Genomic DNA, 13485 nt, shown 5'->3' on the forward strand with positions numbered 1-13485 from the left:
TTGAAGGTATAAGACTAAATTTTACGGGCCGTGTTGATCACATTCACGCCATTGAAGCGGGTATGGGAAGAGCCGTGCGATACAGCGCTTACCTGGCTTGGCTGGCCTTTGCCGTCGAAGAACGAACCGAACAGGCGGTAGTCGCTTTCGTCGCAGGAGCCAGCGCAGGAGTTCCAGAACTCTTGCGTGTTGCTCTGGTAGGCCACGTCCTCCAGCATACCTACAATCTTGCCCTTGCTGATCTCATAGAACACCGTGCCACCAAACTGGAAGTTGTAGCGCTGCTGGTCTATGGAATAAGAGCCACGGCCGGCAATGTAGATGCCTTTGTCCACGCCGCTGATCAGCTGGTCAACATTCATCTTTTGCTTGCCCGGCGCCAGCGATACGTTCGGCATGCGCTGGAACTGTACCGAGCTCCAGTTGTCGGCGTAGGCGCAGCCATGCGACTCTGGCTCGTTGATGATGTGCGCTTGGTCGCGTATGGCCTGATAATTCACCAGTGTGCCGTCTTTTATCAGGTCCCACTGCTTTGTCTTCACACCTTCGTCGTCCCAACCTACGAGGCCAAGCGAGCCCTTCTGCGTTTTATCCGCGAAGATGTGCACCTTATCAGAGCCGTATTTGAAGTTCTTTGATTTCCACTTATCCAGTGTGGCGAAGGATGTTCCTGCATAGTTGGCTTCGTAGCCCAGCACGCGGTCGAGCTCCAACGGGTGACCCACTGACTCGTGAATCGTCAGGCCAAGGTGATTTGGGTCGAGGATGAGGTCATACTTGCCCGCTGCCACTGACTTGGCAGTTAGTTTTTCTTTGGCTTGTCGGGCGGCCAAGGCGGCGTCTTCGAGCATGTCGTAAGCATAGCGGTAGCCCATTAGGCCAGTGCCTTCCGGTCCTTTTATTTTCTCACCTGCCTTTGGCACCATGTACTCCCAGCCCATACCCATTGGGGCGCTCAGGGCCTCGCGGGTTCTGAACTTGCCGCTGGCTTTGTCCACGGCTGTTACCGTAAAGTTAGGCCAGATGCGGTGGATGTCTTGATCGATGTAAGAGCCGTCAGTAGAGGCGAAATACTTTTGCTCGTTTACTTGGAAGAGCGCGGAGTTCACGAAGTTAGCCCCGTTCTCCATCGCCTTGGCATTGGCAGCCAGCAATAGGTCAGCCTTTTCGTTAATCGGCACCTCAAAAGCATTTTTTTCAATTGGTGTTTTCCAGCTTACCTCGCCCCAGCTTTTAACTGGTGCTAGTTGCACTGGCTCTTTCTGCAGCTTGGCATTGGCCTTGGCAATGGCCACGGCTTCGTTGGCGGCCTTGGCTATACCTTTGTCGCTCACGTCGGAAGTGGCGGCAAAACCCCAAGTGCCGTTGGCCAGCACGCGTACGCCTACACCATAAGACTCGGCGTTTACGATGTTCTGTACCTGCTTTTCGCGTGTGAACACATACTGTTGCAGGTAGCGGCCTATGCGTACGTCGGCGTAAGAAGCGCCGCTCGACTTGGCTGTATTGAGGGCTACATCAGCCAGTCGCTTTTTCAGGGCCGGGTCTACCTGCTCAAGCGCTCTCTCCGGGGAGATGATATCGCCGAACACAGGTATGGAGGGCATCATGAGCCCGCCAAATCCCAGCGCCGATAGCTCGATAAAATGACGTCTTTTCAAGTTCTTTAAGGTTAAGGTTTAGAGAAGTTTAGTTTTAGGTATTTAAGTTTAGCGATTTACCTGTTCAAATCAAAGTGTAGACAGTAGTTAAAAGCCCTACAGTGGGTTTTTATAGATGAAGCTTGTCTATGCCTCTATGAAACTTACAGTATATACTTAGAAAGAGGAGACAGAAAAAGGTTTAATCTGGGGCTATTTTGTCTGAATCAGGATTAGGGGAATTAGAAAGAATCTATAGGATTGACAATGTTGGTGGGGCGTGAATCTCACAGTGTCATTCATACCTGTCAGTATGTTGTGGCAATCAGGTATAGCTTCGTGGTTGCTGTTTTGTCATGCCTGCAGGAAGGCCCCACGCCTGCTCCTAAAACAAAAAAGCGGAAAACCCTTTGGGCCTTCCGCTTTTCGCTTATCAGTAATTTTCTAGTCTTTTAGGCTTCGCGAACCTTTCCCGCCAAACCTTCTTCTTCGAGTAGCTCGTTGAAAGCTTCGGCTTCGTTTCTGTTATTGAATTTACCGGCTTTTACCAAAACGATCTTCTTGCCATTTACCTGCTCCTCGGCTATCTCCAACGGGAGATGCTTGTCGAAGGCTTTTAGTTTCTGGCTAAGCGCGACTGCCTGCTGGTAGTCGGCTGTTTCAATCGTCTGGATGGTATAAGTATTGGCTTTAGATGCTGTAGCTCCTGAAACAGCGGCTACTTCAGACGCATCGATCACTTCTACTTTTACCTTGGCCACACCTCTTGCATGAATGTCAAGCTTGCGGGCAGCAGCCTCTGATACATCAATGATGCGGTTGCCCACAAACGGGCCGCGGTCGTTGATACGTAATACTACAGACTTGTCGTTGGCTGGGTTGGTCACTTTGACCATAGTGCCGAATGGCAGGGTTTTGTGCGCGGCGGTCATGTCGTTTTTGTTATAGCGCTCGCCGCTGCTGGTTTTTCTGCCGTGGTATTTACTGCCATACCAAGAGGCAGATCCGATTTGGGTTTTGTCGTTGCTTTGTGCGAAAGTTGGTTGACTAACTCCGATAAATAGAAAAATGATTACTGTTAAGATAAAGCACTTTCTATCGTTCTTCATATAGTTTTATGGTTGGTGAAGCCGCAAAGATACGGAATAATTTTCAACTGAGGCCTTATACGCGCTATCTCGCAAAAGGGTGGAGGGGGATACGCGCTGCCTCGCAAAGTTGCTATAAGTCACATAATGCATAAAATGCCTTTTTTGAATCGTATGAGCATATTTACATATATTGCTTTAGCTATAAATTAATTTTTAGGGATTGAAAATATTTTTTAGTTTCTCTCAATCGCTGCAGCCATAACGGGAACTTTTAGAGAGATATTTTGTTAAGGCCGAATCTTCTACTAAAGCGTATATTCTATAAAAACATAGTACCATGGATTTTGGAAAGCTCTCCGATATCAGCAGTATCGATTTTACCCTGTCACCCGATCATCCTGACACGCTGCCATTGCTAAACAGGTATAGCACAGGGATAAAGGAGAAGGCGAAAGTATACATTGGGCTGCCCGTATGGGTGAACAAAGCTTGGGTGGGCGAATATTATCCGGCAAGTATGAAGGAGAAGGAGTCGCTGCTGTGGTATGGCAAGCAGTTCAACACCATTGAACTGAACAGTACACATTATCACATCCCCGGCCCGGACACGATAGACCGTTGGCGCCATACCGTGCCGCAGGGCTTTGCTTTCTGCCCTAAATTTCCGCAACTGATTAGCCATGAAGGACCGCTCGTTAGTTCACTCGACCTGACGGCGACGTTTTGCGAGTCTATTGCCGGGCTGGAAGATAAACTCGGTTGCTCTTTCCTACAGCTGCCGCCCTACTTTGGCCCGAAGCAACTACCCGATCTGGAGAAATTTGTGCAGTACATACCTGAAAGCGTACCCTTAGCGGTAGAACTGCGTCACCCCGATTGGTTCGTGGACAACGTGGCCTCACTGGAGTTGTTTGAGGTGCTAGAGAAATACCGTGTGAGCACGGTGCTCACTGATGTGTCAGGCAGGCGAGACGTGCTGCACATGCGCCTGACCACCCCCACGGCCATGGTGCGCTTCGTAGGCAATGGCTTACACCCCTCTGACTATACCCGCATCGACGATTGGGTGACAAGAATCAAGGTATGGCTAGATGCTGGACTGCAACAGCTCTACTTTTTCGTGCACGAACCCGACAATGTCACGTCCCCGGAGTTAGCTACTTATATGATTGAGAAGCTCAACAAGGTATGCGGGCTGGATATTAAGCTACCCAAGAAGTTTGTACAGACAGTGCAGGGTGAGTTGTTTTGACAAGCTCAGGTATAGCGAGTGCCCGAAAACCTTATTATTAGGTATAGCTAAAATAAAAAAGCGGCGTGTCCTTCTGGACACGCCGCTTTGCTTTGGGTTATTGGGTAAAGGGTATTAGATTTTGAAGGCGTCGTCGCTGATGCCTTTGTTCACTTCCACGCTCTGTACCTCCGCTTTGATCACCTGAGGACCAACAACAGTCTCAATCACATGCGGGTATTTCACGCCGTCTACTTCTTTGTAGTTTTTGTAGCTCTTGGTCTGCGTGATAGCCCCCTGCGGTGTCTGCATGTTCTTCACATCTTTCAAAAGCAAGCCTGTTGCCTTGTCAAAATAATGAAGCGTCTTCTGACCGTTTGTGGCAGTAGCCTCTACAACGTAAGCGTCAGTGTCGTCTACTTTTTCCTGACCAGTTACAGCTGTCTTGATACCGAATTTCTCAAAACGTGTCATGGAGAACATGTCAGACTCGGCTTTAGAAGAAGCAAGCTCTTCGGCGCTCATGTCTTTGTTAACACCCTGCATAGGGGCTTCCATTTTGCCTTTGTCACCGTTGATGATCACACGCTGCATCGGATTGTTGTTCATCAGGATCTGAATCAGCATTTTGTCGGCGCCTTTTTGCTGCTGCTTGAACGTAAGCGGCATGCCTTGCACACTGGCGTTCATGGTCACGGTTACATCTTTCACTTTCTCGATGTTCGCTTTGCCGCCAATCGCCTGAATGTATTTGGAGATAAGCTGGTCGGCTGTAACATCCGTAGGAACCGCTTTGGCTGCAGCCATATCTACTTTCTCGCCAGTAGCGTCGAAGTAAGTGATGGTGTTATCATCTTTATCGAAAGCAACCAGTTTGTCAGCGATGTCCTTAGCATTACCAACGGCCAAGATGTATAGCTGGTCAGGACGCACGTACTTCTGCGCCACACGCTGCACGTCGGCTGCGGTTACAGCATCTACTTTCTTCAGGTAGTTAGTGTAGTAATCGGCTGGCAGTTTGTAACGGGCAGTCGAGATGGCGTACATGGCCACTGTACCCGGGTTCTCCAGACCACGGGCGAAGTTACCAGTGATGTAGGCCTTTGCATAAGCAAGTTCTTTATCCGTTACCTGCTTTGTTCTAATGTCCGTGAATTCTTTCATAAATTCCGTCGCAGCGCTGTCGGTTACGGCATTACGCACGCTGGCAGAGGCATTGAAGCGACCCAGAATCTTGTCAGATGAAAGCGAAGAGTAAGCACCGTAGGTATAGCCGTTCTTCTCACGCAGGTTCATGAACAGACGGGCTGTGCTGCCACCACCCAAGATGGTGTTCATCACTTGAGTTGCCACTACATCGTCAGCACCCGGCTTCAGCTCGGCTGGGTTCGTGAACGAAAGTACGCTCTGTACTGCGCTCGGACGGTCCACAATCACTACCTGTGTTTTGCCATCGTGCTTCGGTAGGTCGTAGTTATGAGAAGGAACATTGCCTTTTTTCCACTTGCCAAACGACTTGTTCAGCAGCTTCTTCATCTCCTTTGGCGTTACATCACCCACAACGGCTAAGTAACCAATGTTTGGACGGTAGTAGGTGTTGTAGTAGTTCTGTACATCGGCCAGTGTTACGCTTTCAATCGACTTCTCCGTAGTCAGCTCGCCGTTCGGGTGGTTCTTACCAAAAAGCAAAGTGTTGCGGATTTTACCTGCAATCGCGTCCGGGTTGTCTTTCTCAGAAGCCAAGTTAGCGGCCATCTGCTTTTTCACCTTGTCCAGTTCTTCTTGTGTGAAGTTCGGGTTCAGAAGGGCATCAGAAGTCAGGTCTAGCAAGGTAGGCAGGTTCTTCTTTAGGGAAGAAGCACTGAAGCCCGTAGAGCTAAACGAAAGGTTCGCACCGATAAAGTCAACCTGCTCGTCGAACTGATCTTTGCTGCGGGTTTTAGTGCCTGTGCGCATCATTTGGCCCGCCATGGATACGTAGCCTGCTTTGTCACCTTCCAAGATCGGGTCACGATCCAGAACCAGCGACATATTTACTACCGGAAGTTTGTGGTTTTCCACCACGTATACCTTCAGGCCGTTTTTCAGGGTGAAGTGTTCGTACTTGCCCAGTTCAATTTTAGGAGCTGGACCAGCAGGAGGAGGCGTTTGTTTTGTTTGAGCTGTGGCTACCGTGGTAAGCGCCAGCATCAAAAGGAGTATATTGTATATTCTCTTCATCGTCATCTAAATTAATTGCTTTGTTGAGCTGACTTTGGCAGGTAGTGCAACACCACACGGTTGTTCTTGGTGAGGTACTTGTTGGCCACGCGCTGGATGTCTTCTTTCGTCACTTTCATGTAACGGTCGATCTCGTTGTTGATCAGGTTCGCATCACCATAATAAACATGATAGTTGGCGAGGTTCTCAGCACGGCCAGCTACAGTGCTGTTCTGCTGCACAAACTGGCTTTCCATCTGGTTGCGCAGTTTCTGGAACTCACGCTCTTCGATCAGTTCTTTCTTCACAAGCTCAATCTCAGCGTCCACAGCGGCTTCAAGATCCTTCACGTCTACGCCCATGTTAGCGATAGCGTAGGTCAGGAACAGGCCCGGGTCTTCGGTTGGGAAAGGAATAGAAAGGGCGGCTACCGCCTTCTGCTGCTTGTCTACAATCGCCTTTGGCATACGGGCACTCTTGCCACCAGAAAGCAAAGTCGTCAGCATAGACAGCGCATAGTGGTCTTCTGTGCCTTGTGCCGGGATGTGGTAGGCCTGAATAACGGCTGGTAGCTGGATATTGTCATACACGATCTTGCGACGCTCTTCCGTCTGGGCTGGCTCCACAATGTTTGGTCTTGGGATCGCCTGAGTTCCTTTAGGGATTTTAGCGAAGTACTGCTCGATCAGCTTCTTCGTCTCGTCGATGCTGATGTCGCCGGCGATAGAAAGTGTGGCGTTGTTCGGCACATAGAAGGTCTTGTAGAAGTCGCGGAACTCCTCGATTTTCGCGTTGTTCAGGTCCTCAAACGTACCGATTGGCGTGATCTTGTAAGGGTGCTCAGTGTAAGCAAGACCAAAGGTGTTCTCGAGGATAGTACCGTATGGCTGGTTATCTACGCGCATACGCTTCTCTTCCTGCACCACTTTACGCTGTGTCTCCACGCCTACTTCGTCTACTTTGGCGCCTACCATACGCTCGGCTTCCATCCAAAGACCAAGTGCCAGTTGGTTAGAAGGCAATAGTTCATAATAATAAGTGCGGTCAAAAGATGTGTTGGCATTGAGTGATCCACCCGCCGCCTGCACCATATTCATATACTGGCCACGCTCAATGTTCTCTGTGCCCTCAAACATCAGGTGTTCAAAGAAGTGTGCAAAGCCCGTGCGGCCTTTCACTTCGTTTTTGGAGCCTACATGGTACAGCACCGACACGGCCACGTTTGGTGTGGAATTGTCCTGATGCAGGATTACATGCAGCCCGTTCGGGAGCGTGTACTCCGTGAATTCGATCTTATTGCTCTTGGTTTGGGCAAAGGCTGTTAAGCCCGACGCAACCCACACAAGGCAAAGGATAAGCTTACGTTTCATAAAATGATTGTTTAGGAATGGTAATGCTCTATAACACGACTTGTGTTATAGAAACTATAAAATTAATCTAAATCTTGGAGGGGTTTTCCACAAATAGCTGAATACCTATGTTTGCTCTACTAATAGGGTGATAAAGTAGATGAATTGAGCGATTTTGCAGGTGAAGTAGGGAGTGCTTAGTCTATAATTTACTGGTACTCCTTTATTAGAAATCAAAATCCAATCCTACCTGTCGCAATTACTCTATGTTAATACATCCTCGGTAACTCAATCCCCTTTATCTTCCTGTACAGCCCCAGTGCGGCTTGGTCGGTGAGGCTGGTCACGTAGTCGGTGATGTGGATGATGCGCTCGTAGTCGGAGGCACCTTCGGGAAGCTGCAAATACTGTGGCGGGATGAGATCGGCTATTTTGCGGTGGTGCTTTGAGGCTGGACGGAAAGCGGCTTTCATACAGGCATCCAGCAAGCCGCCAAGCACCTCAAAACCGGCTGCCTCAATCTCCAATACAGGTCGGTTGCGGTAGATCAGGTCAATGGAAAGACTTTTAATCTCATCAAGTACCGGCTTGCAGGAGAGTTCGTTTACCAGTGGTTTGTCATAGGTGCCGGCCAGTATTTCCTGTTCGTGCTGCAGGAAGATCTGAGTGGCTTCATTGATGAGCTTGCCGATGATACGAGCCCGCAGGTAGCCTATCTCCTCACGCCAATCAAAGAAGGTGAGGGTGGACACGCGATCAGGTGCGTCTCCCAGAATCTGGCGCAACAGTGCTATACCTTGCTGATGCGGTACCAACCCGAGCTTCAGACCATCTTCAAAATCAATGATGCGGTAGCAAATATCATCGGCAGCCTCTACCAAGAAAGCAAGCGGGTGGCGGTGAAAGAAAACCTGATCGTCAGTTCCTTTTTTTAACAGCCCCAATTCCTGTGCAATGGTGTTGAACCAAGCTTTCTCCGTTTGAAAGAAGCCATACTTCTTTTCGCTGGTATCTCTGGTACCCGCTATCAGGGGCAGGGACTCTTTGGGATACTTTGTAAACGTGGCCAGTGTGGTATAAGTCAGGCTGAGGCCGCCGGGCAGGTTGCAGTGCGCCGGATAGGTATAGGTAAGCACCCGGAAACCGGCGGCATTGCCCTCGAATCGATGCAGGTCTGCTAATTGGGTGTCCGTCAGATTGTGTAGAAATGGCTGTGCTTCGTCACTCTGAAAATAAGCAGAGATAGCGTCTTCACCTGAATGCCCGAAAGGCGGGTTGCCGATGTCATGCGCTAGGCAGGCAGCCGCCACAATGTCTCCGAAATCAGCCTCCTGTATGTTTTTTTCGCCTGTAAGCTCCGGGTGGCGCTCCAGTATGCTCTTGCCCACTATACGACCCAGTGAGCGGCCTACTACCGAGGCTTCGAGGCTGTGCGTCAGGCGAGTATGCACAAAGTCGCTCTCAGGCATGGGCATCACCTGCGTTTTGTTCTGCAGACGGCGGAATGCGGAGGAGAATACTATACGGTCGTAGTCGCGCTGAAACTCGCCGCGAACCGATTCGTCGGAACTGTACTTGCTGTCAGCGGTTTCAAAGCGCTTTTTAGAAATCAGACGGTCCCAAGAAGTGGTGTGAGGCATGGTATTAGTTAAAATGGACTAGCTTAGTAGCACGCTGATAGCGACTGTACTTACAAATAAAACCAGTAGCGATAAAAGGTATACTATGCTTATAGGAAAAAACTTTACGCTTGTGCGTAGGTACGACTCTTTGTAAACACGCTTTAGTGCGAAGAATAGATAAATGGCAGAAATCCAGAAAACCCAGTTATCTACATCAAATCCTTTGAAAATAAATTCTGTCGCGAGCGCTAGGATGGTTATTAAAAAGAAGAAGGTATGGAAGTGTATAGAGAACATGAGATGCTCTACATAGTTACGCCGCTGTTTGTAGTAAAACAAGTATAGAATAAACCCAAAGAAAGGCATCAGCACAAACATCATAAAAGAAGTGTTCTTGAGAATCTTCTGTCTGGATTGTTCTTCGTCTTGGGTGAAGCGCTTGAATTTTTCAACAAACTCATTGCTAATCCCGGTTGTTTGCACCGCGGATACTCTTTGCTGCCCAAGGCGGTTTAGTGTGGTAGCTGTCAGAGAGTCCGCTTGCTGGAGTTGGGCTGCGGCTTCCGGGTCAGTCTGCCGGAGCTCCTGTTGTGCTTCTTCGCTGCCCATAACCATCTTGCTGTTGCTGGAACGCAGCGCGAGGGCGGTGAAAAATAAGATACTAACAAACACGTACAGGCGGAACGGGGGAACATAAGAGGCCCGCTTCCCAATGTTGAATTTCTCGGTAAGCAGCCCGGGCTTGAATAGCAAGTATTTCAATGTAACCCAGAACTTGTTGTCGTAATGCAAGGTGCCCTCCAGAAACTCTTCGGCTAAGTGTTTGACCGATACATTAAGGTCGTGATTCTCCTGTCCGCAGTTTGGGCAGTAATTGTTTACCTCCTCAAAGGTATAGCCGCAATTTGGGCATTGCGTAAACTTCCTTCTCTTTTTAGCCATAGTGTTTGTATAAGCGCTAGGCACGCAGTGTCAAATATAGAATATTTGCTATAACAAAACTACTATCCTGTATGCATGAGAAGCTTCGCAGAGGCTGGAAATTCCTTGTTGCAACAAATATTAATTTGTGAGGCGCGTTACCTTTTGACCAAAAATTGTGATCATTTAAAACGTATTTGGCTTTAAATTAACAATTTAAATTAATTTTTACTGTTTATTGCTTGTAAGTTTGATGTTACCTTTTGAGGTAAAATCTCCTTTTTATACATCTTATGTTTTACAACATTTGTATAGTTAATCGAGCCTATTCCAAGCGAAGAAAGCAAACAGGCCTTTCCAAGCTATGAAAACAAAAATGCGACCGTACTGACAAAACCCTACGTCAGGCACACACCTTTGCTCCTGAGGAATGTGCCTTGACTCCATGAAAACAAACCGTTTTATACAAAAGGCACCCAGAACGACTCACCCGTTCTTAGGTGCCTTTTTATTTTTATTATAAGTTAAACTATAAGAAAATCAAGTCGTAGAAATAATGATGACTGGCCTATACATAGATGGTGCAGCTCATCTTATGTATAACCTAAACCAAAAGGAGGTAACACTATGAAGCCAATGAGAAGAGAACGTAGAGGGGGTGAAAGCCTTGCTCCAAGATCATTCTTCACAGACTTTTTCAGCGACGTAGATCGTTTTTTCGAGAATGATCTGTTCCAAATGCCAGCCCAGTTAGGTCGCCAGCTGATGCGGAATATGCCCGCCACAAACATTCGTGAAAGCGAAAAAGAGTATACCATTGAACTGGCGGCACCCGGCATGGCCAAAGATGATTTCTCGATAGACGTAGATGAAGGTATGCTGACGATCAGTAGCCAGAAGGAAGAGGAAGTTAACAAAGAGGAAGAAAACTTTACGCGCCGTGAGTACAACTACAGTTCGTTCAGTCGCTCTTTCCGGCTGCCGGAGGGTGTGAGCCCAGATGAGATAAAAGCCCGCTACGAAGAAGGAGTGCTGAAAATAGCAGTGCCGAAACGGGAAGAGGCCACTGTGAACCGTAAACGTGTTAACATCGAATAAAAATATAGAAGTTCATAGAAAAGGGAGGCCCTACAGCCTCCCTTTTCTATGAACCTATAGCTTGATCACTTTCGCGACGCCACTGCTGTTCCCCTCGCTCCATCGCAGAAAATAAGTGCCTGAGGCGATGTCGCTCACATCAATTTCCACAGAATTGGTTCCGTCAGTCACGATCGCTTCCAAGTCGCGCACAAGCCTGCCCTGCATATCATAGAGCTTCAGGCTGAGATTTGAAGTAGTTCTCACCAAGTATTCAACTTGGATTATTTCTTGCTGTGTGCCGCTGGAGCTCGTGGTAAGCCCTACCGGGTTAGGGTATACCTTGAAAGTGCGCAGGTCGTCAGGGTTGATCACCGATGCCCTGCCCGAGAAAGCATCTGAGCCATCGCTGTAAATAACCCGCAGTCTGTAATAACTGCGACGGGGAAGCGGGTCGTTGTCTGTAAAGGAGTAATCGTTCGCTCTGCCACTGGCATTTACTTCGCCCACCTCTTCCCATTCTACTCCATTCTGACTTCGCTGTATTACAAAGCGGCTTATACCCTGCTCTCTGCTTGTCGTCCAAATCACATCTACGGCATTCCCCGATGTGAAGGAAGCATCGAACGTGAAGATTTCCTCTGCAAGGTTACATTCCCCGTCCAACTTGGGCGTCATAGGGGAGCGGCCCCCGCATGCGGGCGGGTTAAGGCTTCGGTTCAGTATTAGGTTAGCACCGGCTATATCAGGAGGCGTAAGGTCGCGGACCTGCGCAGTTTGTTCAATTTCATAGTTCATGAGGGCATTGGGCAGGATAACGTGGCCTAACTGGTGCGCGTGCCCTAGCTCATGCAAAATCACTGTTTCGAAATCAAACTGATTACCGGTGGGAGCTCCGGGGCCAAACTGCCACGTAATGCCATTGTTGATCTCCATATCGAATTCTGTGAGCCAAAAGATGGTGTCCCTGCGGCCGTCAGCGTATTCGATCGCACAGCCTCTGTACCTGCTGATGGTACGGGCCAACACATTATCACCGGTAACAGAGGACGAGGCAAACCGGATCACGCTCCTATTATCGTCAACAGCGTTTTCTATAGTAGTGGGAGCACCGATTTCCCAATTTACATTGGTGGTGCACACCCATTTATTCACGGCACGCCTAAATCCCTCCTGTGCGGCGGCTCTGCTCTGCATGCTAGGGGCAAACTGTAAGGTATAGCCTCCGCTTCTGTTCATATCGATAAGCACAGGCTGCACAGGGGTGTTGCCCCCTTCGGCAACCACATTGGAGTAGGCGAACTCAATTACAAGCGTCCCGGCGCTTTGCGTAGAGACGCCATCGGCAGTTACCCTTATCCTGCCAGTGCCGGCTGTGCCGCCCGCCTGGGTGAAAGAAGGAACCCGTACTCTAATCTCGGTATTGCTCCAAGAGAGATAATCGGTCGGGAAAGGTTTTACAGTCGTGGTGCCTCCCCTGTCAGCATCCGGAAACTCGACAAAACCGTTACCTTGGCTGTTACCGAATCCAGTTCCCCGGATAGTGAGCACGGCACCGGTGCCGGCGCTTGTTCTGGTCGGAGTGAAAGAGGTGATAACCGGGGCTTGGGTAGCCTGAGTGGCATCTTTTTGTTGCTTTATGCGCAGGCTTGAGTCAAGGCGCTCGTTTTCGATCACGGTGCTGTAGTTGCGGCCCGTGCGGGATGTTACGGCGCCGTATACTTCCTGAATGCTGCTGTAGTCATTAAACGGGTCTGCGGCGCTAGCCCGCTCCACGTCATACTTTACAAATCCCTGCCGGCTGGCGTAGGGGCTTGTCAAAAGTGTCGAAGGGCTGGAGACGATGCCAATACGCGCTCCTTTGGACAGGAGGAAAAGGCCTTGCTGCCCTTTCTGCAGACGAAGCGCGGAAGACACTTGGTGCATAGCCAAACCTACGGACCCTCCTTCTGTAACGATTTCTAGCTGCTTCTCTCGAATCTCACCTTTGAATACTTTGTAAAGCCGGATGGTATTAACCGTGTAGATGTTCTCTTGCTTGGTATCCCAAAAAGAGCGCTGGGCCACTACCTCGCCCTCCACAATAAAATCCGCCGCCTTGATGCGCTCTTCCAAAGAGAGAGGCACCATGTGCAGGCCTTCTGAGGCAAAGGCGTGAAACGAAAGCACCGAAAGAAAGAAAGCCATTACAAAGGCAGCCCTTCGTGACCGGAAGCGGTCGGGTGTTAGGAGTAAGGTGGTCATAGACAGGTGCGGGTTGTCAAATTTTCTGTTGATATGTTAAGGTAAACCATCCAAAAAACGGCTGTACCGTCTTCTTACGAAAAAGAACTGTCAGGGGTGTGATTGTCTCCC

At 49.1% G+C, this 13485-nt stretch carries 9 protein-coding genes; 2 read left to right on the forward strand and 7 right to left on the reverse strand.

Translation table 11 applies throughout. The annotated features are described in order from the left end of the window. Positions 1-14: 14 nt before the first annotated feature. Complete coding sequence (locus Q1A04_RS13235; RefSeq protein WP_299706617.1) at positions 15-1661, reverse strand: TldD/PmbA family protein; 1647 nt, start codon at positions 1659-1661, stop codon at positions 15-17. Positions 1662-2092: 431 nt separating this feature from the next. Next, on the reverse strand, positions 2093-2749 hold the full coding sequence (locus Q1A04_RS13240) for a septal ring lytic transglycosylase RlpA family protein (protein ID WP_299706620.1): 657 nt from the start codon (positions 2747-2749) through the stop codon (positions 2093-2095). A 319-nt stretch (positions 2750-3068) separates the two neighbouring features. On the opposite strand from Q1A04_RS13240, the gene Q1A04_RS13245 reads away from it, so the two are divergent. Next, entirely contained in the window at positions 3069-3983 is a 915-nt protein-coding gene (locus tag Q1A04_RS13245; RefSeq protein WP_299706622.1) for a DUF72 domain-containing protein, read from the forward strand. 114 nt (positions 3984-4097) lie between these two features. Here Q1A04_RS13245 and Q1A04_RS13250 read toward each other — a convergent pair whose 3' ends face one another. The 4 genes from Q1A04_RS13250 to Q1A04_RS13265 form a co-directional block, all read right to left on the reverse strand. Continuing rightward, entirely contained in the window at positions 4098-6182 is a 2085-nt protein-coding gene (locus tag Q1A04_RS13250; RefSeq protein ID WP_299706625.1) for an insulinase family protein, read from the reverse strand. Positions 6183-6193: 11 nt separating this feature from the next. Further along, on the reverse strand, positions 6194-7531 hold the full coding sequence (locus tag Q1A04_RS13255) for a pitrilysin family protein (protein WP_299706628.1): 1338 nt from the start codon (positions 7529-7531) through the stop codon (positions 6194-6196). A 248-nt stretch (positions 7532-7779) separates the two neighbouring features. Then, complete coding sequence (dgt, locus tag Q1A04_RS13260) at positions 7780-9150, reverse strand: dGTP triphosphohydrolase (RefSeq protein ID WP_299706631.1); 1371 nt, start codon at positions 9148-9150, stop codon at positions 7780-7782. An 18-nt stretch (positions 9151-9168) separates the two neighbouring features. After that, entirely contained in the window at positions 9169-10074 is a 906-nt protein-coding gene (locus tag Q1A04_RS13265) for a DUF3667 domain-containing protein (RefSeq protein ID WP_299706634.1), read from the reverse strand. Positions 10075-10689: 615 nt separating this feature from the next. Between Q1A04_RS13265 and Q1A04_RS13270 the strand changes: the two genes are divergently transcribed. Further along, entirely contained in the window at positions 10690-11151 is a 462-nt protein-coding gene (locus Q1A04_RS13270; protein ID WP_299706637.1) for an Hsp20/alpha crystallin family protein, read from the forward strand. Positions 11152-11205: 54 nt separating this feature from the next. Here the strand turns inward: Q1A04_RS13270 and Q1A04_RS13275 are convergent, their stop codons facing one another. Beyond that, the gene (locus Q1A04_RS13275; protein WP_299706640.1) at positions 11206-13374 is read right to left on the reverse strand and encodes a T9SS type A sorting domain-containing protein; all 2169 of its coding nucleotides are present in this window, start codon (positions 13372-13374) and stop codon (positions 11206-11208) included. Between the last annotated feature and the right edge of the window lie 111 nt (positions 13375-13485).

This window comes from uncultured Pontibacter sp. (assembly GCF_947499215.1).
Taxonomy (GTDB): domain Bacteria; phylum Bacteroidota; class Bacteroidia; order Cytophagales; family Hymenobacteraceae; genus Pontibacter.

Bases quoted from the DNA above. Each gene is read 5' to 3' on its own strand.
- Q1A04_RS13265 (WP_299706634.1), bottom strand. From the start codon at position 10,074: ATGGCTAAAAAGAGAAGGAAGTTTACGCAATGCCCAAATTGCGGCTAT.
- Q1A04_RS13275 (WP_299706640.1), bottom strand. From the start codon at position 13,374: ATGACCACCTTACTCCTAACACCCGACCGCTTCCGGTCACGAAGGGCT.
- Q1A04_RS13250 (WP_299706625.1), bottom strand. From the start codon at position 6,182: ATGAAGAGAATATACAATATACTCCTTTTGATGCTGGCGCTTACCACG.
- Q1A04_RS13240 (WP_299706620.1), bottom strand. From the start codon at position 2,749: ATGAAGAACGATAGAAAGTGCTTTATCTTAACAGTAATCATTTTTCTA.
- Q1A04_RS13255 (WP_299706628.1), bottom strand. From the start codon at position 7,531: ATGAAACGTAAGCTTATCCTTTGCCTTGTGTGGGTTGCGTCGGGCTTA.
- dgt (WP_299706631.1), bottom strand. From the start codon at position 9,150: ATGCCTCACACCACTTCTTGGGACCGTCTGATTTCTAAAAAGCGCTTT.
- Q1A04_RS13245 (WP_299706622.1), top strand. From the start codon at position 3,069: ATGGATTTTGGAAAGCTCTCCGATATCAGCAGTATCGATTTTACCCTG.
- Q1A04_RS13270 (WP_299706637.1), top strand. From the start codon at position 10,690: ATGAGAAGAGAACGTAGAGGGGGTGAAAGCCTTGCTCCAAGATCATTC.